General features: G+C 57.3%; 15 protein-coding genes, 2 tRNA genes and 3 rRNA genes. 7 read left to right on the top strand and 13 right to left on the bottom strand.

The window, feature by feature from the left end; genetic code table 11:
- Positions 1 to 58: 58 nt before the first annotated feature.
- Positions 59 to 817 carry a LytTR family DNA-binding domain-containing protein gene (locus H4V96_RS05460; RefSeq protein ID WP_196857086.1) on the bottom strand — a complete coding sequence of 253 codons (759 nt, stop codon included), beginning with the start codon at positions 815 to 817 and terminating at the stop codon, positions 59 to 61.
- A 76-nt stretch (positions 818 to 893) separates the two neighbouring features.
- Positions 894 to 2,186 carry a histidine kinase gene (locus H4V96_RS05465; RefSeq protein ID WP_010396009.1) on the bottom strand — a complete coding sequence of 431 codons (1,293 nt, stop codon included), beginning with the start codon at positions 2,184 to 2,186 and terminating at the stop codon, positions 894 to 896.
- A gap of 651 nt (positions 2,187 to 2,837) precedes the next feature.
- On the opposite strand from H4V96_RS05465, the gene H4V96_RS05470 reads away from it, so the two are divergent.
- The 6 genes from H4V96_RS05470 to H4V96_RS05495 all read left to right on the top strand — a co-directional run bounded on the left by H4V96_RS05470 (position 2,838) and on the right by H4V96_RS05495 (position 9,588).
- Positions 2,838 to 4,368: ribosomal RNA gene (locus tag H4V96_RS05470) — 16S ribosomal RNA — on the top strand.
- A gap of 98 nt (positions 4,369 to 4,466) precedes the next feature.
- Positions 4,467 to 4,543 (top strand) — tRNA-Ile (locus H4V96_RS05475).
- A gap of 68 nt (positions 4,544 to 4,611) precedes the next feature.
- Positions 4,612 to 4,687: transfer RNA gene (locus H4V96_RS05480), tRNA-Ala, on the top strand.
- Between the two features lie 249 nt (positions 4,688 to 4,936).
- Positions 4,937 to 7,914: ribosomal RNA gene (locus H4V96_RS05485) — 23S ribosomal RNA — on the top strand.
- 137 nt (positions 7,915 to 8,051) lie between these two features.
- A 5S ribosomal RNA gene (gene rrf, locus H4V96_RS05490) occupies positions 8,052 to 8,164 on the top strand.
- The 16S, 23S and 5S rRNA genes sit together here with 2 tRNA genes alongside, the layout of an rRNA operon.
- Positions 8,165 to 8,298: 134 nt before the next feature.
- The gene (locus tag H4V96_RS05495) at positions 8,299 to 9,588 is read left to right on the top strand and encodes a leucine-rich repeat-containing protein kinase family protein (protein WP_280721176.1); all 1,290 of its coding nucleotides are present in this window, start codon (positions 8,299 to 8,301) and stop codon (positions 9,586 to 9,588) included.
- Positions 9,589 to 9,650: 62 nt separating this feature from the next.
- On the opposite strand, the gene H4V96_RS05500 is transcribed toward H4V96_RS05495, so the two are convergent.
- On the bottom strand, positions 9,651 to 10,910 hold the full coding sequence (locus H4V96_RS05500) for a nitronate monooxygenase (RefSeq protein ID WP_010396030.1): 1,260 nt from the start codon (positions 10,908 to 10,910) through the stop codon (positions 9,651 to 9,653).
- A gap of 184 nt (positions 10,911 to 11,094) precedes the next feature.
- Positions 11,095 to 11,580: a YajQ family cyclic di-GMP-binding protein gene (locus H4V96_RS05505; RefSeq protein ID WP_010396032.1), complete on the bottom strand. Its 486-nt coding sequence runs from the start codon at positions 11,578 to 11,580 to the stop codon at positions 11,095 to 11,097.
- 182 nt (positions 11,581 to 11,762) lie between these two features.
- Between H4V96_RS05505 and murB the strand changes: the two genes are divergently transcribed.
- Positions 11,763 to 12,791, top strand: coding sequence for a UDP-N-acetylmuramate dehydrogenase (gene murB / locus H4V96_RS05510; protein ID WP_196856158.1), 1,029 nt, complete (start codon positions 11,763 to 11,765; stop codon positions 12,789 to 12,791).
- Here murB and H4V96_RS05515 read toward each other — a convergent pair whose 3' ends face one another.
- The 9 genes from H4V96_RS05515 to H4V96_RS05555 all read right to left on the bottom strand — a co-directional run bounded on the left by H4V96_RS05515 (position 12,792) and on the right by H4V96_RS05555 (position 23,201).
- Complete coding sequence (locus tag H4V96_RS05515; RefSeq protein WP_010396037.1) at positions 12,792 to 13,106, bottom strand: pyrimidine/purine nucleoside phosphorylase; 315 nt, start codon at positions 13,104 to 13,106, stop codon at positions 12,792 to 12,794. It lies immediately after the preceding gene.
- 24 nt (positions 13,107 to 13,130) lie between these two features.
- On the bottom strand, positions 13,131 to 14,114 hold the full coding sequence (locus tag H4V96_RS05520) for a diguanylate cyclase (protein WP_280720747.1): 984 nt from the start codon (positions 14,112 to 14,114) through the stop codon (positions 13,131 to 13,133).
- A gap of 52 nt (positions 14,115 to 14,166) precedes the next feature.
- On the bottom strand, positions 14,167 to 15,216 hold the full coding sequence (gene cheB, locus H4V96_RS05525; RefSeq protein ID WP_043461159.1) for a chemotaxis-specific protein-glutamate methyltransferase CheB: 1,050 nt from the start codon (positions 15,214 to 15,216) through the stop codon (positions 14,167 to 14,169).
- A 10-nt stretch (positions 15,217 to 15,226) separates the two neighbouring features.
- Entirely contained in the window at positions 15,227 to 17,533 is a 2,307-nt protein-coding gene (locus tag H4V96_RS05530) for a hybrid sensor histidine kinase/response regulator (protein ID WP_196856156.1), read from the bottom strand.
- Complete coding sequence (locus tag H4V96_RS05535; RefSeq protein ID WP_010396048.1) at positions 17,530 to 18,216, bottom strand: chemotaxis protein CheW; 687 nt, start codon at positions 18,214 to 18,216, stop codon at positions 17,530 to 17,532. Before H4V96_RS05535 ends, H4V96_RS05530 begins: the two co-directional genes overlap by 4 nt.
- Positions 18,217 to 18,225: 9 nt before the next feature.
- Positions 18,226 to 19,482 (bottom strand): protein-glutamate O-methyltransferase CheR, encoded by a 1,257-nt coding sequence (locus H4V96_RS05540; RefSeq protein WP_280720748.1) that lies wholly within the window; start codon positions 19,480 to 19,482, stop codon positions 18,226 to 18,228.
- Positions 19,479 to 19,934 carry a chemotaxis protein CheW gene (locus tag H4V96_RS05545; RefSeq protein ID WP_010396054.1) on the bottom strand — a complete coding sequence of 152 codons (456 nt, stop codon included), beginning with the start codon at positions 19,932 to 19,934 and terminating at the stop codon, positions 19,479 to 19,481. Before H4V96_RS05545 ends, H4V96_RS05540 begins: the two co-directional genes overlap by 4 nt.
- 4 nt (positions 19,935 to 19,938) lie before the next feature.
- Positions 19,939 to 21,750 carry a methyl-accepting chemotaxis protein gene (locus H4V96_RS05550; protein WP_010396056.1) on the bottom strand — a complete coding sequence of 604 codons (1,812 nt, stop codon included), beginning with the start codon at positions 21,748 to 21,750 and terminating at the stop codon, positions 19,939 to 19,941.
- Positions 21,751 to 21,965: 215 nt separating this feature from the next.
- Positions 21,966 to 23,201, bottom strand: coding sequence for an argininosuccinate synthase (locus tag H4V96_RS05555; RefSeq protein ID WP_010396059.1), 1,236 nt, complete (start codon positions 23,199 to 23,201; stop codon positions 21,966 to 21,968).

The raw sequence follows: 23,201 nt of genomic DNA on the forward strand, positions 1-23,201 counted from the left end.
ACAGAAAGGGGAAGAAAGAGGACTATGCGCCGCGCCGGCATGCCGGGCGGCGACTCGCTTACATTTGCTTGAATAGGTGCAAGAAGCTGCGGCTCACTTCGAGCTTGTCGGATTTGCCTTTGATGAGTACCAAGTGACGGCCGCGGATGTCGCGCGTCACGCCTTCGATGGCATTGACGTTGACCAGTGTGGCACGGTGGATTTGCCAAAATAGCGAAGGATCGAGCTCTTCGGCCAGATCGCGCACAGGCTTGCGGATCAGTGCCTCATACTTGGCTGTCTGCACGCAGGTGTATTTCTCGTCAGAACGGAAAAATAAAATCTCATCGACGGGGATCATGCGCAAGTCCTGGCCGATGCTGGCCTGTATCCATTGCAGGTAGCTGGGCTTGGCCGTAATTTTTTCTGCCAGCTGCGACAGCATGGCCGTGACGCTGCCATTGACATCGAGCGCTGGCTTGTTCAAATGCGTTTTCAGGCGCTCGACCGTCACCAGCAAACGTTCATGCTCGGGTGGCTTGAGTACGTAATCGACTGCGCCCCGTTCGAAGGCTTCGACGGCGTGGGTATCGTAGGCGGTGACGAAGACGATATGGGTCTTGCCGCCAATCACTTGCGCCGCTTCCATGCCTGTCTTGCCCGGCATGCGGATATCGAGGAATGCAAAGTCGGGCTTGAGTTGCGCCACCAGTTCAATTGCTTCGTCGCCATTCTTGGCTTCGCCGATGATTTCCAGTTCGGGCCAGGCTTGGCCCAGGCGCAGGCGCAGCTGGTCGCGCATCAGTCTTTCGTCGTCGGCAATAATAGCGGTAGGCATAGGTCTCAAGTGTGAACAGGCGAAGATTGATTATTCAATGAATTAGCGTTTTTATCAACTATCTTATTGAGCTCGCTTATTTGGATAGTTGATACGGTACTTCGATCACGGCGCACACACCGCTGGGCTGGTTGGGTGTGATGGTCAGGCTGCCCTGGTCGCCATGCAGCAGTTTTAAGCGCTCGCGGATGGTGGGCAAGCCCAGGCCCGTGCCATCGCTGGGTACGACACCAAAGCCCAGGCCGTCATCGGTGACGATCACGCGCAGCTTGCTGTGTGCTACTTCGGCCAGGATGCGCAAGGTGCCGCCTTCCGGTTTGACTTCCAGGCCGTGCTTGATGGCATTTTCTACCATCGATTGCAGCATCATGGGAGGAAAGGCGGCGCTGCGCAGGCCGTCTGGAATCTGGAAGTCGACGGTCAGGCGTTCTTCCATGCGCATTTTCAGCAGGTTCAGGTACGCTTGCACCATGTCCGCTTCACGGCCCAGATTGGTAATCAGGGCGTTGTCGCGCATTTGCGGCAGTACGGCGCGCAGATACTGGATCAGGCTGCGTTGCATCTTCGCCGCACGCGGCGGATCGGTCTGGATCAGGTGCTCAACGGAGGCGAGGGTGTTGAACAGGAAATGAGGTTCGACTTGCGCTTGCATCATTTGCATTTTTGCTTCGCTGAGCTGGCGCTGCATGGATGCGCGTTCGGCCGCCTCATTTGCCGTAATGGTTTGCGCTTCCGCACGTTTCTTGCCGCCAACCAGAGCTTTCATGGCGAACAGGGCCAGCACCAGCAAAGACACAAAGCTCTTGAACCAAGTCGACGCTTGCTGGTGATAGCGTGATACTTTTTGTTCCGCAGCATCATCGACCGCTTCTTCTATGGCATTCGACAACTCTTCGCCGATTTGTGGCGGCAATTCGATATGGACCTCTTCCCCTGAAGCATTGGTGGTCACCGGATAGCTGGGTTTGGTGGCGGCGGCGGGCGGTTCGGGCGGTGCCGGCGGCACCGCTTTTGCCTGCTCGTCCGCAGTGGCGGCATCGGTCGGATCGCTGGCTGCATCAGCCGTGCTGCTACGCCGGTTCTTGCTGTTGCGCGGATTGAAATGGATGCCGGTATCGTCGATCAGGATATTCGTCTCACCCGAGCCTTTGCTGCTGCGCTTATGCGATTTGATGACGACTTCCTCATCCGGGTTGGACGAGAACAGTTCGTCTTGCAAAATGGAGCCGGCGATCAGGGCCAGGGCGGCGAACAGGAAAAATTTCCACCAAGATAGCTGGGTTACCCAAGTCGTCGTTGCGTCGAATGCTCGTTGCAACCAGGCGAGGATGGTTTTCAACAATTGAGGCAGGCTGGAAATCGGAAGCATGGAGAGCACTTTCAAGTACAAGAGTTAAGCGGCGCTGGGGGCAAGTGCGAGTCCTTGTTGAGCAGCGTCAGAATCTGATGTTGCCACTGTGCCTAAAGACCTCGAACTATGCCAGTCGATTGCGACAGGCTGCACAAAAAGGCGCTTGAAGTGAAGACAATGCTTGCTGGGCAGAGAGGACATGCTGCGGCGAAAAAGAAGGCTTGCAGAGTTTGCGGGCCAGGGCTATAATTTGCCCCCTTGCTGAACGACGCATGTAAATGCAGAGTAAAGCAGGGTAAAAAAGTTTTAAAGCGCAATGCGCTGAAAAACGGAGTTGACGGATTTAAAAAAATGCTTCATACTCTGCCTTCTTCGCAGCTGACAAACACAACGCTTTGTCGATAGCGCGAAAGTGGTAAATAAGTAGTACCGAATACGTTCTTTAACAATTAACAGTCGATAAGTGTGGGCATTTGATGTAAGTGCAGCAGCGATCTTCGGATCGCTGTAAAACTTAAAATATCAAATGTTCACAAGAAATAATGAAATAGGCGCTACGAAAGTAGTGGCCTGTCAGTTTTTTGAGTGAGCAAACACCTCGCAATGCGAGGGGTTTGAACTAGTTAAATAGTTCGACCATGCCGGTAAAACGGCAAAGTAACAGAGATTAAACTGAAGAGTTTGATCCTGGCTCAGATTGAACGCTGGCGGCATGCCTTACACATGCAAGTCGAACGGCAGCACGGAGCTTGCTCTGGTGGCGAGTGGCGAACGGGTGAGTAATATATCGGAACGTACCCTAGAGTGGGGGATAACGTAGCGAAAGTTACGCTAATACCGCATACGATCTAAGGATGAAAGTGGGGGATCGCAAGACCTCATGCTCGTGGAGCGGCCGATATCTGATTAGCTAGTTGGTAGGGTAAAAGCCTACCAAGGCATCGATCAGTAGCTGGTCTGAGAGGACGACCAGCCACACTGGAACTGAGACACGGTCCAGACTCCTACGGGAGGCAGCAGTGGGGAATTTTGGACAATGGGCGAAAGCCTGATCCAGCAATGCCGCGTGAGTGAAGAAGGCCTTCGGGTTGTAAAGCTCTTTTGTCAGGGAAGAAACGGTGAAAGCTAATATCTTTTGCTAATGACGGTACCTGAAGAATAAGCACCGGCTAACTACGTGCCAGCAGCCGCGGTAATACGTAGGGTGCAAGCGTTAATCGGAATTACTGGGCGTAAAGCGTGCGCAGGCGGTTTTGTAAGTCTGATGTGAAATCCCCGGGCTCAACCTGGGAATTGCATTGGAGACTGCAAGGCTAGAATCTGGCAGAGGGGGGTAGAATTCCACGTGTAGCAGTGAAATGCGTAGATATGTGGAGGAACACCGATGGCGAAGGCAGCCCCCTGGGTCAAGATTGACGCTCATGCACGAAAGCGTGGGGAGCAAACAGGATTAGATACCCTGGTAGTCCACGCCCTAAACGATGTCTACTAGTTGTCGGGTCTTAATTGACTTGGTAACGCAGCTAACGCGTGAAGTAGACCGCCTGGGGAGTACGGTCGCAAGATTAAAACTCAAAGGAATTGACGGGGACCCGCACAAGCGGTGGATGATGTGGATTAATTCGATGCAACGCGAAAAACCTTACCTACCCTTGACATGGCTGGAATCCCGGAGAGATTTGGGAGTGCTCGAAAGAGAACCAGTACACAGGTGCTGCATGGCTGTCGTCAGCTCGTGTCGTGAGATGTTGGGTTAAGTCCCGCAACGAGCGCAACCCTTGTCATTAGTTGCTACGAAAGGGCACTCTAATGAGACTGCCGGTGACAAACCGGAGGAAGGTGGGGATGACGTCAAGTCCTCATGGCCCTTATGGGTAGGGCTTCACACGTCATACAATGGTACATACAGAGCGCCGCCAACCCGCGAGGGGGAGCTAATCGCAGAAAGTGTATCGTAGTCCGGATTGTAGTCTGCAACTCGACTGCATGAAGTTGGAATCGCTAGTAATCGCGGATCAGCATGTCGCGGTGAATACGTTCCCGGGTCTTGTACACACCGCCCGTCACACCATGGGAGCGGGTTTTACCAGAAGTAGGTAGCTTAACCGTAAGGAGGGCGCTTACCACGGTAGGATTCGTGACTGGGGTGAAGTCGTAACAAGGTAGCCGTATCGGAAGGTGCGGCTGGATCACCTCCTTTCTAGAGTTTGCACGAATCAGCAATGATTCACGCATCAAATGTTCACACTTATCGGCTGTTTAATTAAGAAGAAACAGTAGTCGTAGTAGCACCGCGTTGGGGCTGTAGCTCAGCTGGTTAGAGCACCGTGTTGATAACGCGGGGGTCGTTGGTTCGAGTCCAACCAGCCCTACCAGTAAATACAAACCCGGGGGTAAGGTGGACACTAGTCCAGCCAGACCTACCAGTAATGTAATACCCACAGGGGGATTAGCTCAGCTGGGAGAGCACCTGCTTTGCAAGCAGGGGGTCGTCGGTTCGATCCCGTCATCCTCCACCAAGTTTTACTCGAAAGTACAAACGTAAGCCAGTCAATAAGACTGTGGTTTAGGTTTGATCTTTTAGCGATCAAAGCTGTTTCGTTCTTTAACAATCTGGAAGAAGTAAAGATTATTTATTGATCGGTTTGCCGTAAAAAGCAAATCGATGGGTAATGATTGTATGTATCAACAAACAAGCAACAACGTTGTACTTTCTTATCCCTGTAGCGCTCTTTGGTCACCTCGGTGAACAGAGGCTAACGTTATAGGGACAAGCGAATAAGTGCACATGGTGGATGCCTTGGCGATTACAGGCGATGAAGGACGTAGTAGCTTGCGATAAGCTGCGGGGAGTGAGCAAACACACTTTGATCCGCAGATTTCCGAATGGGGCAACCCACCCTTTTAGGGTATTGCATACTGAATACATAGGTATGCAAGGCGAACGCGGCGAACTGAAACATCTAAGTAGCTGCAGGAAAAGAAATCAACCGAGATTCCCAAAGTAGCGGCGAGCGAAATGGGAAGAGCCTGTACGTGATAGTCGGACCGATAACAGAATCCTCTGGAAATAGGAGCCATAGTGGGTGATAGCCCCGTATGTGAAATCGGACCGGTGATACTAAGCGTACGACAAGTAGGGCGGGACACGTGACATCCTGTCTGAATATGGGGGGACCATCCTCCAAGGCTAAATACTCGTAATCGACCGATAGTGAACCAGTACCGTGAGGGAAAGGCGAAAAGAACCCCGGAAGGGGAGTGAAATAGATCCTGAAACCGTGTGCATACAAACAGTAGGAGCGGACTTGTTCCGTGACTGCGTACCTTTTGTATAATGGGTCAGCGACTTACATTCAGTGGCAAGGTTAACCGCATAGGGAAGCCGTAGAGAAATCGAGTCCGAATAGGGCGATCAGTCGCTGGGTGTAGACCCGAAACCAAGTGATCTACTCATGGCCAGGATGAAGGTGCGGTAACACGCCCTGGAGGTCCGAACCCACTAATGTTGAAAAATTAGGGGATGAGCTGTGGGTAGGGGTGAAAGGCTAAACAAACTTGGAAATAGCTGGTTCTCTCCGAAAACTATTTAGGTAGTGCCTCAAGTATCACCATCGGGGGTAGAGCACTGTTATGGCTAGGGGGTCATTGCGACTTACCAAACCATTGCAAACTCCGAATACCGATGAGTGCGAGCTTGGGAGACAGACGTCGGGTGCTAACGTCCGGCGTCAAGAGGGAAACAACCCAGACCGCCAGCTAAGGTCCCAAAGATTGGCTAAGTGGAAAACGAAGTGGGAAGGCTAAAACAGTCAGGATGTTGGCTTAGAAGCAGCCATCATTTAAAGAAAGCGTAATAGCTCACTGATCGAGTCGTCCTGCGCGGAAGATGTAACGGGGCTAAGCCAGTCACCGAAGCTGCGGATATGTGCGCTCCTTTAAGCGCATTGATAGAGCAGAGCTGGGCAATACTTACTTGCGAAGCAAGTTAGTAGAGACCAAAGCTCTTGCGAACATCGAGTGTATTTAAAGGAGCGCACATATGGTAGGAGAGCGTTCTGTAAGCCTGCGAAGGTGTCTTGTAAAGGATGCTGGAGGTATCAGAAGTGCGAATGCTGACATGAGTAGCGATAATGGGGGTGAAAAGCCTCCACGCCGTAAGCCCAAGGTTTCCTGTTCAACGTTCATCGGAGCAGGGTGAGTCGGCCCCTAAGGCGAGGCAGAGATGCGTAGCTGATGGGAAGCAGGTTAATATTCCTGCACCGTCGTATGATGCGATGGGGGGACGGATCGCGGAAGGTTGTCCAACTGTTGGAATAGTTGGTTTTTGGCTCATAGAAGGCACTTAGGCAAATCCGGGTGCGCAATTCAAGGGGTTGAGACGAGTGAACTTGTTCACGAAGCAATCGGAAGTGGTTCCAAGAAAAGCCTCTAAGCTTCAGTCATACGAGACCGTACCGCAAACCGACACAGGTGGGCGAGATGAGTATTCTAAGGCGCTTGAGAGAACTCGGGAGAAGGAACTCGGCAAATTGGTACCGTAACTTCGGGAAAAGGTACGCCCCGGTAGCTTGATTGGTTTACTCCATGAGGGTGAAAGGGTTGCAATAAACTGGTGGCTGCGACTGTTTAATAAAAACACAGCACTCTGCAAACACGAAAGTGGACGTATAGGGTGTGACGCCTGCCCGGTGCTGGAAGATTAAATGATGGGGTGCAAGCTCTTGATTGAAGTCCCAGTAAACGGCGGCCGTAACTATAACGGTCCTAAGGTAGCGAAATTCCTTGTCGGGTAAGTTCCGACCTGCACGAATGGCGTAACGATGGCCACACTGTCTCCTCCCGAGACTCAGCGAAGTTGAAATGTTTGTGATGATGCAATCTACCCGCGGCTAGACGGAAAGACCCCATGAACCTTTACTGTAGCTTTGCATTGGACTTTGAACCAATCTGTGTAGGATAGGTGGGAGGCTTTGAAGCGGGGACGCTAGTTCTCGTGGAGCCAACCTTGAAATACCACCCTGGTTTGTTTGAGGTTCTAACCTTGGTCCGTTATCCGGATCGGGGACAGTGCATGGTAGGCAGTTTGACTGGGGCGGTCTCCTCCTAAAGTGTAACGGAGGAGTTCGAAGGTACGCTAGATACGGTCGGACATCGTGTTGATAGTGCAATGGCATAAGCGTGCTTAACTGCGAGACTGACAAGTCGAGCAGGTACGAAAGTAGGACATAGTGATCCGGTGGTTCTGTATGGAAGGGCCATCGCTCAACGGATAAAAGGTACTCTGGGGATAACAGGCTGATTCCTCCCAAGAGTTCATATCGACGGGGGAGTTTGGCACCTCGATGTCGGCTCATCACATCCTGGGGCTGTAGCCGGTCCCAAGGGTATGGCTGTTCGCCATTTAAAGTGGTACGTGAGCTGGGTTTAAAACGTCGTGAGACAGTTTGGTCCCTATCTGCCGTGGGCGTTGGAAATTTGAAGGGGGCTGCTCCTAGTACGAGAGGACCGGAGTGGACAAACCTCTGGTGTACCGGTTGTCACGCCAGTGGCATTGCCGGGTAGCTAAGTTCGGAAGAGATAACCGCTGAAAGCATCTAAGCGGGAAACTTGCCTTGAGATGAGATTTCCCAGAGCCTTGAGCTCTTTGAAGGGTCGTTCGAGACCAGGACGTTGATAGGCTGGGTGTGGAAGTGCAGTAATGCATTAAGCTAACCAGTACTAATTGCCCGTACGGCTTGTCCCTATAACCTTAGCAGGTACAGAGGATAAGACGGTACAACGTTGTGATTTTGTTGATACCATTCATTACCCAAAAATCTTTGCTTCTTCCAGATTCAGGCCTTGTTGCTCTATCGAGAACAAGTGCCAGTACAAGTTATGCCTGATGACCATAGCAAGTTGGTCCCACCCCTTCCCATCCCGAACAGGACCGTGAAACAACTTTGCGCCGATGATAGTGCTGCAACCAGTGTGAAAGTAGGTTATCGTCAGGCTTGTTATTTGGTGTAACAGCTCCCGGCTGTTGCACCTAGAGAGAAACCCCGCCAGCAATGGTGGGGTTTTTTTTCGTCTGCCGGTTTTAGCCATGTCATATTGGCGGGTTTTTGAAAGGGATATTTTGTCTACTTTGCATACACTGGAACAATTGCGCACTGGTGAACTGGCCGGCGTGCGCCGCTTGAAGCTGTCCTGCGGCTTAACCGACTTTCCTCGTGAGATCTTCGATCTGGCCGATAGCCTTGAAATCCTAGATTTATCCGGCAATGCGCTATCCTCCCTACCCGACGATTTGCCGCGCCTGCACCAGTTGCGCATCATTTTTTGTTCGGATAATCTGTTCACCACCTTGCCTGCCGTGCTCGGTTCCTGCCAGAAACTGAGCATGATCGGCTTCAAGGCGAACCGCATACGCGCGGTGCCGGCTGCAGCATTGCCGCCGGGACTACGTTGGCTGACACTGACCGACAATGCCATCGAAGTGTTGCCCGATGAGCTAGGCAATTGCCGTGAATTGCAGAAACTCATGTTGGCGGGAAATTGCTTGACCAGCTTGCCTGCTTCCCTGGCTAACTGCCGCCAGCTCGAACTGGTGCGTATCGCCGCCAACCGCTACACTGCGCTTCCCGACTGCCTGCTGTCTTTGCCACGCCTGAGCTGGCTCGCGTATGCGGGCAATCCCTTGACTGAAGGTCGGGAACTGGCGGCGCTGGCCGATGCCGGCGCAGCTGGCGTGGCGTGGCAGCGTCTCGCATTAGGGCAGCAGCTGGGCGAGGGTGCTTCAGGCGTGATTTATCGCGCAACGCTCGATGAGCACACTGATGTCGCCGTCAAAGTGTTCAAGGGTGCGATGACCAGTGACGGCTTGCCGCGCAGCGAAATGGCTGCCTGTATCAGCGCCGGTGCCCATGCTAGCCTGATTCCTATCATTGGAGCGCTTGATGCGCATCCACAAGGTGCATCCGGGCTCGTCATGCCGCTCATCGACGCTGCTTTCGGCAATCTGGCGGGACCGCCGAGCCTGGCGTCATGCACGCGCGATGTGTATGCCGATGGCGTGCGCTTTGATGTGCCACAAGTGCTGGCGATTGCCCATGGCATCGCGTCGGCCATGTGTCAGCTGCATGCGCGCGGTATCGTGCATGGCGATTTGTATGGCCACAATATCCTGCATGCGCATGGTGGCACCTGTCTGCTGGGCGACTTTGGCGCAGCGTCCATGTTTGCGCCCGACTCGCCGCAAGGACACTTGCTGCAGGGTATAGAGGTGCGCGCCTTTGGTGTGCTGCTGGGCGAGTTGCTCTTGCACTGTACGACTCCTTTGCCCATCTTGCAGGCTTTGCAGGATGCTTGCGTGCAGGAGGAAGTGCTGCAGCGGCCCAAGTTCGAACGGATCGAACGGGCATTGCTGGCAATGTGACAGGCATAAAAAATGGCGCAGCCTTCGCAAGCTGCACCATTTTTATTTCAGGCTGAGAAGATTCAGGCCTGCACTTCTTTTTCCGGCAGGGCGATCTGGTTGTCGACGCTGAATTGATAGTCCTTGAAGACGTGTTCGGCCGTCAGGATCTGATATTCGCCATTGTCCAGCTTGTGCGTAGTGTCCTTCAGGCGATACGTGTAGTGGCCGCAGGTCCAGCAGTTGAAGTTGCGCATGTGCGTGCACAGGCAAGTCTTGTCCATCACGACGACGGTTTTTTGCTCGGGATGAGCCGCCACTTCGCGGTTGTAGGAATTGATGTAGGCACAGTTACCTGTCGCGTCGAGCAAATAGCCATACGATTCGCAGCCTGGACGGATGCCGGCGCCGATGGCGGGCGTGCCTTTGAGCATGCGCATTGGGTAGCCGGTCGGTGAAACGCTGTTGACGATGATGTCTTCTTCCGAGGCTCTGTAATATTCCTGCTTGACCTTGGGTGGCAGACCGCATTCCTCGGTGACGGTAAAACGTGTTGCCACTTGCACGCCAGCTGCGCCTGCTTCCAGGAAAGAGACGGCATCGCTGCCCGTGAAGATGCCGCCGGCGGCGATCAGAGGGATGTCGAGCTGTTCCGCTTTCAGATAGGCCAGCAGTTCCGCAGTAATCGTGTGCAAGTCGTAATTTGCCCAGTCCATGCCGAAACCCAGGTGCCCGCCAGCCAATGGTCCCTCGACGATGATGAAGTCGGGCAGGCGGTCCAGCTTGGCGTTCTTGCGCAGGAAAATCTGCAGGGCGCGTACGGACGAGACGATGATGCCCAGTTTGGCATCACGGAAGCGCGGATTGTCCGCCATCAAGGCAAACGAGCCGAAGTGCAAACCGGCCGACAGCGTGATGCCGTCGATGCCGGCGTCCAGCGCCGCATTCAGGCGCACGCGCAAGGTTTCGCGGGGGCCGTTCATGGTCAGTTTTTCCATGCAATTGACGAAAATCAAGCCATCGCCTTTTTTTGCTTCCATGGTGCTGCCGATATGCCGGCGTTGTGCTTCCGCCAGGCGGCCCAGGTCGAACTGCACTACGGCCTTGTCGCTGTTATTGATGTTGAACTTGTACAGTTTCGTCTTGTCTTTGACGTAGGTGGTATCGAAGCGACGATCCGACACATCTTCCACCATGGCATCGGAGATATGCCCGATACCGTTCAGCCGTGCCGCTTCCAGGGCCAGCTCCGACGTGGAAATATCCACACCCATTCCGCCTATCATGATGGGCACATATTCTTTTTTGCCAAATCGCAGGCGGAAATCATCAACACGTTTCATTGCTATCCTTAGACTACCATGGTTATCACTGAGCCAGATGCACGGTCAAGCCCGCTGCCGCTAAGGCGCGCGGACACATGTAGCTGTGCGCAGCGTCAATTCTACCCCAAGCGGGCAGACCTCTCCGAGGCAGCTTGCGACCATGCCGGTGCACGCGCATGCCGGATCGCGCGCCTCATCGAAATTAATCGCGGAAATTGTTAAATTCGAGCGGCATGTCGGGCACGTCCTTGCGCAGCATGGTCATGGCCGCTTGCAGGTCGTCGCGCTTGGCGCCCGTGACGCGCACTGCTTCGCCCTGAATGCTCGCTTGTACTTTCATCTTGCTATCCTTGATGACACGCACGATTTTCTTGGCATCATCCGATTCGATGCCATTTTTGATCTTGATGATCTGCTTGACCTTGTCACCGCCGATCTTCTTGATGTCCCCTTCGTCAAGGAAGCGCACATCGACCTTGCGTTTTGTCAATTTGTTCGTCAGTACGTCGCGCACCTGGCTGAGCTGGAATTCCGAATCGGCAAATGCGGTCAATTCGTTTTCCTTGTGTTCGACGCGTGCGTCGCTGCCCTTGAAGTCGAAGCGGGTCGTGATTTCCTTGTTGGATTGCTCGACTGCGTTCTTGACTTCGATCATATCGGCTTCGGAGACTACATCAAATGATGGCATGGTCTGTTCCTTTCGTGTTGGAGCGAACGCGCTGGTAGCGCGCCGGGCGCGCGCATTCTTTGCAAAATGGCACAGCCTCGTTAAAGATGCGACATTTTAACGGACAACGGACGACCTGCCCTTGTCCTGCGCTGGTTTTTTGTCGGTTTCATTCTATAATCGAGCAAAATAATCGCTATCCCTTGTCTGCAGAGCACACCATCGAACACAATTACCCCCTCCAGCGCCTGAACACCTTCGGCATCACGGCCAACGCGGCCGCCTATATACGCATCACGTCGCAAGCCCAATTGCAGGCGGCGTTGCAAGATTGCTCGCTCTCTTCCATGCCCCGTTTGATACTGGGCGGCGGCAGCAACATCGTCCTGACTGGCGACTTTCCTGGCGCTGTGCTGCACATGGCCACGCGCGGCATGCGCCTGGCGCAGGCGGATTTCGAGACCATCCTCGTCACGGCCGCCGCCGGTGAAAACTGGCACGACTTCGTGCAGTGGACCCTCGCGCAAGGCGTGGGCGGACTGGAAAACTTGTCGCTGATCCCCGGCACCGTGGGCGCGGCGCCTATCCAGAATATTGGCGCGTACGGTCTCGAAATCAAGGATTGTCTGCATAGCGTGAGCGTCATGCATAGCGCCAGCGGCATAGTCTTCGACATGGACCGCGACGCTTGCCGCTTCGCCTACCGCGACAGTATCTTCAAGCAGGCAGACGGGCGCGAGCTGATCGTGCTGGAAGTGACGTTCGCCTTGCCAGCCCAGTGGCAGCCGAATTTGCGCTACGCTGAACTGGCAAATGCCTTGGCCGAGCGCCATCTTGCCGAGCCGACGCCGCAACAAGTGGCTGAAACGGTGATGGCGATACGCCGGCGTAAATTGCCCGACCCGGCCGTGATCGGCAATGCAGGCAGCTTTTTCAAGAACCCTGTTGTGCCAAGAGAGCAATGTCTTGCCTTGTTGGAACGTTTCCCCACGCTCGTGCACCATGCACAAGCCGATGGCACGGAAAAACTGGCGGCCGGCTGGCTGATCGATCAGTGTGGCTGGAAGGGGAAAAACCTTGGGCCTGTGGGAGTGTATCCCAAGCAGGCACTCGTTTTGGTGAATAATGGTGGCGCTCGTGGCGCGGACATTACCCGGCTGGCGGCAGCGATACAGGATGATGTAGAGGCGAAATATGGCGTGCGCCTATCACCTGAGCCTGTGTTTGTCTAATTAAGCAAAGTGGCAGACATAGTCGACAGTTTCGACGGTTTCGATATCAAAATAGCTATTGCCGGGCACCTTGAATTCTTGACCCGCGCCATAGCTGTTCCATTCACTGGCGTCAGCTAGGCGTACCTTGCATAGGCCGCCGACGATTTCCATCGTTTCTGGTGCGCCCGTGTTGAAGCGCAGCGATGACGGGAAAATCACGCCTACGCTTTTCTTCGTACCATCGGCCAAGATGACGTTGTGCGAGACGCACTTGCCGTCAAAATAGATATTCGACTTTGTGACGACGCTGACATTGTCCAGTTGTGTGCTCATGCTTCACTTTCCTTCAGTTAAAAATCAGTCCTCGACGTCATCGGCGCTCAACACGCTGTTGCGTCCGCCGCGCTTGGCCGCGTACAGGGCCTGGTCGGCGTGGTTGATCAGTTGCTCGACCGACGAGTTCGGTGAAGGCATCATAGTCGCCACGCCGATTGAGATGCTGACGATGCCCTGGTGGGACGCCGGATTCTCGATCCGCAAGCCCTCCAGGTGACGCCGGCACGCTTCGGCGATCAGCAAAGCGCCTGCCGCCTCCGTTTCGGGCAGGATCAGCGCGAACTCATCGCCCCCATAGCGGGCCGCCAGGTCGGCCGGGCGCTTTAAATGTTCGGTCAGCACGGCGGCTACTTTTTTCAGGCCAAGGTCGCCCGCCAGGTGGCCGAAGTGATCGTTGTAGCTCTTGAAATCGTCGATATCGCAAAAAAGCAGACTTAGCGCTGTCTTGTCGCGCTGGCCACGCTGCCATTCAAATTGCAAGGTTTCATCGAAGCGGCGGCGGTTGGCGATGCCCGTTAAGCTATCGAGAGCGGCTAGTTTCTGCAATTCAATATTTGCATCGGCCAGGTTTTTTTGGCTCTCGCGCAGGAAACGAAATGCCTGGTCGCGCTGCAGGCGGCTGATGTGCGCGTTGGAATGGTGGCGTATGCGCGCCAGCAATTCCAGGCGATCCGGCAGTTTCACCACATAATCATTGGCGCCGACGGTGAAGCTGTGGGCCTTCAGTTTCGGGTCATCCTTGGCCGACAGTACGATCACCGGCACATGCGCCAGCACCGCGTTTTCGCGGTACAGTTGGATCAGCGTGAAGCCGTCGATGCCCGGCAGCACCAGGTCTTGCAAGATGACAGTCGGTTGCAAGCGCAGCGCCATGTCCAGCGCCTGCGTGGCGTCAGTCACGTAATGAAATTCGATGTCCTGCTGGTCGCTCAGCATGCGCCGGATCGCTTCGGCAATGATCAACTGGTCGTCCACCAGCAGCACGCTGACCTTAAATTCTGTCAATGCGGGCTCATGCAGGGCGAAACTAGAGGAAAATTCTGGCATTACATTCTTTTCAGATGTTGGGGGAGGGTTCCCACCCATGGTTGAGTTTTGCACCCAGGCGGCTGCGCAGGTTGGCGCCTATTCTATCCAACGGCAGGATGTGCTGCGCCGCATCGAGTTCTGCCGCCGCGCGCGGCATGCCATATACGGCACTGCTGGCCTGGTCTTGCGCTATCGTCGTCTTGCCCGCGCGGCGCATCGCCAGCAAGCCGTCGCCGCCATCGCGGCCCATGCCTGTGAGCAACACGCCAATGGCGTCGCCGCGCCAGTGCTGGGCCACGCAATGAAAGAAGACATCGACCGACGGACGGTAAACATAGTCGCGTGGTGCTGCATCGTAACCCAAACGATAATTTTGATCTAGCAGCAGGTGATCATTGGTCTTGGCGACCAACACGCTGCCTGCCACCAGTTCGTCGCCTTCGGCGATCACGCGCACCGGCATGTCCAATTGATCGTCCAGCCATTTCGCAAAATGCGAGGCGAAGCTTGCATCGATATGTTGCACCACCACGATGGCACAGCCGGGCGGCGCTGTCCAGCCGGACAGCACCTTGGCCACCGCTGACGGCCCGCCCGTTGAGGCGCCTATGGCCACCAGGGTGGTGGCTTGGCCGTCGCCGCGTTCGCCATTGGCTTGCACCTGGCGTAGTGGCGGCACTTCGGTGCTGTGGCGTATCAGCTTGCCGATGGTCTTGATCTTGGCCAGCAGTTCGCTGTCGCCGCCCACTTGTCCCTGCAGCACTGGGGTAGCAGTCACGTCGAGCGCGCCGGCGCCTAACGCACGGAAGACCTGGTTGACATTGTCTTGCGGACGCCCGGTGACGACCAGGATGGCGCATGGGTTTTGCTCCATGATCAGGCGCGTCGCCTCGACGCCATCCATCTCCGGCATGTTCAGATCCATCAGGATCAGGTCGGGGCGGTTGCCCTCGCACATGCGCACCGCTTCGAGTCCCGTGCGCGCTATCCACAGCACCTGGTGTTCCTGCGTGCTCGCTACTACCCGGCGCAGGGCTTCTGCGGCCATGGCGACATCGTTGGCAATGGCAATTTTCATGAAGTAAAGCTCATATGCGGGCATCTCCTATCAGGTCCGCCACCGCGTCGAGCAAGGTCTCGTCGTGGAAGCTGCCTTTGGTCAGATAATAGTCGGCGCCAGCGGACAGGCCGCGCGCGCGGTCTTCCGGACGGTCCTTGTACGAGACGATCATCACCGGCAGCTTGTGCAGGTGTAGATCCTTCTTGATCAGCGAGACCAGTTCGATGCCGTCCATGCGCGGCATGTCCACATCGGTGATCAGCAGGTCGTACTCGCTGCTGCGCACTACGTTCCAGCCGTCGATACCGTCGATGGCCACATCGACTTCGAAGCCGCGCGCCAGCAGCAGCTTGCGCTCCATTTCGCGCACCGTCAGCGAATCGTCGACCACCAGGATGCGCTTGGCGCGGCGCTGCTGCGCGTGGCCCGCCTGCGCCAGCTGGTGCAGGCCGCCCTCGTGCAGCAGCTTGTCGATCGATAGCAGCAGGTCGGGTACATCGAGGATCAGCACCGGTTCGCCATTATCGAGCAGGGCGGCGGCGGAGATATCGCGCATCTTGCCAAAAATCGGGTCGATGGCCTGCACCGCCAGGCTTTGTTCGCCGCGGATGGCGTCAACCACCAGCGCATAGCTTTGCTTGCCGCGCCCGATCACCACGACAGCCAAATCGTCGGCGCTGCTGGGCGCTGTGCCCAGTTCCAGCACCTGCGCCGCCGACACCAGACCCAGATGCTCGCCCTTGAGTTCAAAGAACTGCTTGTTTTCCAGCGTATGGATGGCCGCTTGCGGCAGGCGCACCACGCTTTCCACCTTGACGATGGGGATGGCATAGGCTTCGCCCTGCACGTCGATCACCAGCGCGCGCACGATCGATTGCGTCAGCGGCAGGGTAATCAGGGCGCGGAATCCCCGACCGGGTTCTGATTCCAGGCGCACCGTGCCGTTTTGCTGGCGTATCGTCTCGTGTACGATATCGAGGCCTACGCCGCGCCCGGATAGCTCGTTGGCCGTCGCTTTCAGGCTGAAGGCAGGCAAGAACAGAAATTCCAGCAACTCGCCCGGCGATAGTGCGCCAGCCATGGCGGGACTGGCCATCTTGCGCTCGATGACGCACTGGCGAATTTTTTCCAGGTCGACGCCGCGTCCGTCGTCGCTGATCTCGATGCTGAGCATGCCGGCGCGGTGGCGCGCCTCCAAGCGGACCGTGCCCAGCGCTGCCTTGCCGGCCTCGATGCGCTCGTATGGGCCTTCCATGCCATGGTCGATGGCATTCCTGAGCATGTGGTTCAGCGGGCTTTCGATCTTCGCCAGGATGTCGCGGTCGACCAGGGTATCTTCGCCGTCGATTTCCAGTTGCACTTCCTTGCCCAGGCTGCGCGCCAGGTCGCGCACCATGCGGGGAAACGCGTGGATGCCGTCGCGGAAAGGACGCATGCGCAGGGCCAGCACTTCCTCGACCATGCCTTGCGAGACGGCCAGCAGGCGCCGCTCATAGGCTTCGATGTCGGCGATGTGCTCCAGCATGAACTGCTTCAGAGGCTGTGTCTTGTGCAGTGCCAGCAGTGATTTTTCCATCAGGGTCGGGTCGCCGCATCGGGCTATGGCCTCGTGCAGCTGCTCGATGGCGCAAAACAGGCTGCTCTGGTTGCGCTTGAAGCGCTGCAGGGCACCGACAAACGGGTGCATCTGGTGCGCATTGATGCGCGATTCGCTGGCCAGCGACAGCAATTTGTCGAAATTCTGCGCCGGGGCCTTGGCTGGCGTGCTGGCCCGCAGCGCGGGTGCGGTCGTCGACTCCATTTCTTCGCCCGCCAAGTCGCCGGCCACCTGCGCTTGCGGCTCAGCCGTTTCAGGCGGCAAGCGCCTTGCTGCCGGCGGTGGCGCCAGCATGGGCGAGGGCAGGGCCGGCAGTTCGGGCAGCTCGGCGATGCCGGCGATGGCCTTCAGGGTCTGGTCGATCTGCGCCGCGTTGCTGGCCAGCCACGCTTCGGCGCTCGCATCGTCCAGGCGTGACAACTGCACGATCAGGTCGACGCCGGACAGTAGCACGTCAACCCGTTCTGGCGTGAGCTTCAGACGGCCATGCTGGGCGGCCACAAAGCTGTCTTCCATGCCATGTGCCAGTTGCACGACCACTTGCAGGCCGACGATGGCGGCGGCACCCTTGATCGAGTGCGCCGCGCGCATCATCGATTCGACGGCGGCCGCGTCGCCCGCATGGCGCTCCATGGCCAGCAAACCATCGGTGAGAATCTGGGTCTGGCTGTCGGCCTCCATACGGAACAGGTCCAGCATGGAAAAGGCACTCAGGTCGCCGTGCTGGTCCTGGCTCATCGTAATAGTCTCGCAAGTTGAAAGCCGATCAGCGCCGTGTCCAAGCAGCCGATACGCAGGTCGCCCTCGGTGATGACACCCAAAAGAAAGCGCGACAGGCCCTTGTTGATGGTGGCTGCAGGTGTTTGCAGGCTGCCCGATGCATAGCGCACGATGCCGTGCAGGTCGGCTACGGGCAGGGCGTAGGCTTGCTCTTCCCAGCGCATCAGCAGCAGGCGCGCAAAGGTGTGGCGCCCCTTGGCCGGTGGCGCGCCCTGTTCGTCGATACCCAGCAGTTGTGCCAGCGACATGCACGGATACAGCGTGCCGCCGATATTGACGATGCCGGACAGGCCGAAACCACTGCGGTGCGGTAGTGCGTGCGGCGTGGCTTGCGGCGCTACGGAGTCGAACACCTGTGTAGGTAGCGCCAGCCATTCGCGCCCGATGCGAAATACCAGTGCCGAGCTGTCGCACACTGCGCCGCCCGCGTCAATCTGGCGGAAGTGGCTGGCCCAGTCGCGCTGGTAGTGTTCGTCCACGGGCCGCTGCAGGTTGCGTTGGGCGGCGCCCGCATACACGTCGCAGTTGCGGCAATGCACGTAGGCTGGCAGCTTGGGACAGCTCTGGTCGCCGACTACGCCGATATGGTTCCAGCAGTCGTCGATGGTGGCGGGGGAATCGGTGGCGATGCGCTTGGTCATGCGTGCCCCTTAGTTGGACGCCTGGCGGCGCTGGTAGATGCGCGCCGCGCGCGCCTTCAGAGTCGTGGCGGCAGTGTGATTGCCATTGCGTTCGGCCAGCAGGGCCAGATGGCACAGCGCTTCGTAGTGGTCCGGCTGCAGGTAGATGCAGCGGCGCCAGTAGTCGTCGGCCAGGTCCATCTTGCCGGCCAGTTCACTGATTATGCCCAGCATGAAATACGCTTCCGCGGCCTCGGGTGCGCGTGCCAGGTGGGCGTGGCATTTTTCACCGGCCTCGCGCAGTTGGCCACGGTCCGCCAGCAAGCGCGCCTCGGCCAGCAAATCGGCTGGCGTCGCTGCTGCTGGTGCCGTCGAGGGAGCGAGCACGGACACGGGGCGCGTGCGCGGCGCCGCAGGCGCGCTGGGCGGTGCAAGCACGGCCGCGCGCTTTGCTGCCGGCAGCACGCTGCGCAGAGTAGGCGCACTCGCCAGCGGCAGCACTTGCACGGTGGCAGCCGGTGCCGCCGTTTCCTTCTTCAGGGCAAAGGCTTGGCGGTATTGCAGTGGCGTAAAGCCGTTCTGGCAAAACGACGGCACTTCCGCATAGCCAGCTAACAGCATGCCATCGTCGGCCAGCAGGGCGGACAGCTTGTCGATGGCCGCGCGCGTGGTCGGCTTGTCGAAGTAAATCAGCAGGTTGCGGCAAAAGATGACGTCGTAGTGGCCGCTGTAGCTGGCGGTATCGAACTGCAGCAAATTGCCCTGCCTAAAGCTGATCTGTTCGCGCAGGGCGTCGACGATGCGGTAGGCGTCGTCGGTCACGTGCGTGAAATAGCGTTCGCGGAAGGCCACGTCCTGCGTACGGAAGGCGTTGCGCCCATAGACGCCTGCCTGCGCCCGCTCGATGCAGCGCGGGCTCAGGTCATAGGCATCGATGCTGAACGCCTGTTTTGGCATGCCGCCGTCGCGCAGCGCCATGGCCATCGAATACGGTTCCTCACCGCCCGCGCACGGAATCGACAGGATGCGCGTGGCGCGCCCGCGCGCCCAGCGTTCCTGCACCAGTTCGACGGTGGCGTAAAACGCCTGCGGATCGCGGAACAACCACGATTCGGGTACCACGACCAGTTCGATCAGTTGCGTCATTTCGGCTGGCGTGAGCGTCTGCAGGTAGACTGTGCGATCGCTAAAGCCGGTCTGCTCCATGCGTTGGCTGACGGCTCGTTCGGCGACAGGCTTGGAAATGGAGAGGCCGGTCGCGCGGCGCAGCAGTGCTTGTGCCGTCATGCCGCACTCGCGTCTTGGAACAGCAGCGCACGCACGTCGGGTGGCAGCAGGTGTTCCAGTTCGACCAGTTGCACGATGCCGTTGGCATCACTGGCCACCTGACCCAGGAACGGCGCAGTCGTTACGCCGCTGTCTGTAAGTTGTTGCGATTCGATGTCGGCGATGCCGCGCACCTGCGATGCCAGTAGTCCTAGCGCATGTGTCGCGCCGCTCGGTGCGCGGTAATCGACAATGACGATGCGCGTGTCAAACTGCGCGGCGGCGGCCGGCAGCCCGGCCAGGCGCGACAGGTCGATCACGGGTACCGGCACGCCGTGCAAGTCCATCAGGCCGGCTACATAAGGGGGCGTAAGCGGCAACTGCTTCAGTTCCAGCAGCGGCAAGACGCGCACGATGCCAGCCAGGGGCAGGCCATAGCGGTCGCGTCCGATGTGAAAGAGCAGTACTTTCATGGGATCAGATGTTGACGGCGAAGCTAGAGACGCACGATTGCAGGTCACCTGCCGCATATTGCAGCTGATGCACCGCTTCGCTGGTGGCTTTCAAGGATTCTACCGTCTGCTGGGTCGCATCGTTGAGCTGCATCATGGTGTCGGAGATTTGTGACGCGCCTATCGCTTGCGACTGCATGCCTTGCAGCACGACATCGAATTGCGGCGTGAGTTTTTGCACCTGGTCCATCACGGACGACAACTGCTCGGCCACTTGCCGCACCTCGCCCACGCTGCGGCGAATTTCCTCAGAGAACTTATCCATGCCCATCACACTGGCCGATACGGCCGACTGCATTTCCTTGAGCATTTGCTCGATATCCCAGGTGGAGACGGAGGTCTGGTCGGCCAGGCGACGAATTTCCGTTGCCACTACGGAAAAACCACGGCCTGCCTCGCCCGCTTTTTCCGCCTCAATGGCGGCGTTCAGCGACAGGATATTGGTCTGGTCGGCCACTTTTGTGATGGTAATGAGGACGCTATTGATATTGCTGGCCTTTTCCGACAGGGCGGCCAGCTTGGCATTGATGGAATCGGTGGCCGAGACCATGTGCTGCATGGTGGCATCCATGCGTTTGAGGTTGTTTTGCGCCTCGGCAGTGGCATTCGTCGTGTAGTCGGCCACGGCGGTGGCGTCTTCCATGGTTTTCAGCAACTGGCTCGTATTGGCCGATATTTCCTTGGTGGTGCTGAGAATTTCCACGCTGGTTTGCGCTTGCTCAATGCCCGTGGCTTCTTGCTGGCGCGCCGAGGCGGCGATTTCCGTGGCGGACGTCGTCACCTGGATGCCGGCTTTTTGCACATTGTTGAGCAGACTACGCAGGTTTTCGAACATCTTCGCCAGGCCGTTGCCCAGTTGGCCGATGGCGTCGCTGCCTGTGATGCTGACCTTGCCCGTCAAGTCGCCAGAGGCTGCCTTCGATACCACGTCCAGCAAGGAATCGACCTTGGCGCGCAAGCTGTTGGTCGCGGCCAGTTCGTTGGCTTGGTTGTCCTCGATGGTTTGCGCCATGCGGTTGAATTCCTCCGTCACCTTGCCCAGCTCGTCGCGTGAGACGATGGTGGCGCGCGCGCTTTGCTCGCCACCGGCGATGCGTCCGACGGCCTGCGTCAGGTTGTCCAGCGGGTTGAGGATGGAACGCACCAGCAGGTAGGAAATGCCCAGTGCCAGCAGCACGCACAGCAAGCTACCCAGGGCCAGGGTCAGCACCATGTTTTCCTGCAATTTTGCCGTGTTGGCTGTGCGTTCGACCAGCAAGCGGCTTTCCTCGGCAGCGACTTCGTCGAGCAGCTTTTTGGTTTGTGCAACGGCCGGGAAACCGGTCGGCGACATGGTGCGCGCCACCGTTTCCGTGGCGCCCGGCGCATCGCCCAGCGCGCGGCGCTTTTCGATCAGCGGTACGATCCATTCCTTGACCCAGACGCTGGTCAGCTGGTCAATCTTGCGGAAGCGCTCCGACTGTTGCGTGTTCTCGAGCGTCATGCTGATGGCTTTTTGCGTATGCTTGTTCAACAATATCGTTTCATCGGTTTCCGGCGTCAGCGAGGTTTCGTTCCCGGTCAGGATGAAACCGCGTACTTGTACCTGGATTTGCAGGATGGTATTTTGAATCTTGTCGATCTCGACCAGCACTTCCATCGTGTGGCGATCCAAGGCACTGGCTTGCGACAGGCGCGAAAAGCTGTTGTAGGCAACGGCCAGCAGGATCAGGACGATGGCCACGATGGAGCCGAAGCCCAGGTATAGTTTATTCTTGATACTCAGGTCTTTGAACATGGTGGCTCCGGAAGCGGGAAGTTTTCGATGAAGAGCGCCGGACAGAAGCATAGCTGATGTCAGGTGCTCTAAATTGCACGGTAGTATTTTGCCATGCTGGGGGCGATACCGGGGGCATGCAGCCCGGTAAATCGTCGTCGATTGCGGTGTAAATGTAAAAAGCCGCCCGTGGGCGGCTTGGAATGGCGCGGGAGGTGGTGCCTCCCGGCAACTATTTACTTCTGGCCGCGCTTTTCGCGGGCGATGGCCGCGATGCGCATGCGCAAGGCGTTCAGTTTGATGAAGCCGCCAGCGTCGGCCTGGTTGTAGGCGCCGCCGTCTTCGTCGAAGGTGGCGATGTTCATGTCGAACAGCGAGTCCGTCTTCGAATCGCGCGAGACGACGATGACATTGCCCTTGTACAACTTGATGCGTACCCAGCCGTTCACGGTTTCCTGCGTGTGGTCGATCAGGGTTTGCAGGGCGACGCGCTCGGGCGCCCACCAGTAGCCGTTGTAGATCATCGACGCGTAGCGCGGCATCAGGTCATCTTTCAGGTGGGCCACTTCGCGGTCCAGGGTGATCGATTCGATGGCGCGGTGGGCTTTCAGCATGATGGTGCCGCCCGGGGTTTCATAGCAGCCGCGCGATTTCATGCCGACGTAGCGGTTTTCCACCAGGTCCAGGCGTCCCACACCATGCTTGCCGCCAACTTTATTCAGTTCGGCCAGCACGGTGGCGGGCGACATGCGCACGCCGTTGATGGCGACGATATCGCCTTTTTCGTATTCGATGTCCAGATACTCGGCTTCGTCCGGCGCATTTTCAGGGCTGACGGTCCAGCGCCACATGGTTTCTTCCGCTTCGGCGCTAGGGTTTTCCAGGTGGCGGCCTTCAAAGCTGATGTGCAGCAAGTTGGCGTCCATCGAGTACGGCGCGCCGCCGTTCTTGTGCTTCATGTCGATGTCGATGCCGGCGTCTTGCGCGTATTTCAGCAGTTTTTCACGCGACAGCAGATCCCACTCGCGCCATGGAGCGATGATTTTCACGCCTGGCTTCAGGGCGTAGGCACCCAGTTCGAAACGCACCTGGTCATTGCCCTTGCCGGTCGCGCCGTGCGAGATGGCGTCGGCGCCGGTGGCGTTGGCGATTTCGATCAGACGCTTGGCGATCAAAGGACGGGCGATCGAGGTGCCGAGCAGGTATTCGCCTTCATACACGGTGTTGGCGCGGAACATCGGGAAGACGAAATCGCGCACGAATTCTTCACGCACGTCTTCGATATGGATGTTTTCCGGCTTGATGCCGAATTTGATGGCCTTGGCGCGCGCCGGTTCCAGTTCTTCGCCCTGGCCCAGGTCGGCCGTGAAGGTGACGATTTCACATTGGTAGTTATCTTGCAGCCATTTCAGGATGACGGAGGTGTCGAGTCCGCCGGAATAGGCCAGGACTACTTTTTTAATGTCGCTCAT

It is taken from the genome of Janthinobacterium sp. CG_23.4, from assembly GCF_029892305.1.
Classification (GTDB): domain Bacteria; phylum Pseudomonadota; class Gammaproteobacteria; order Burkholderiales; family Burkholderiaceae_D; genus Janthinobacterium; species Janthinobacterium lividum_D.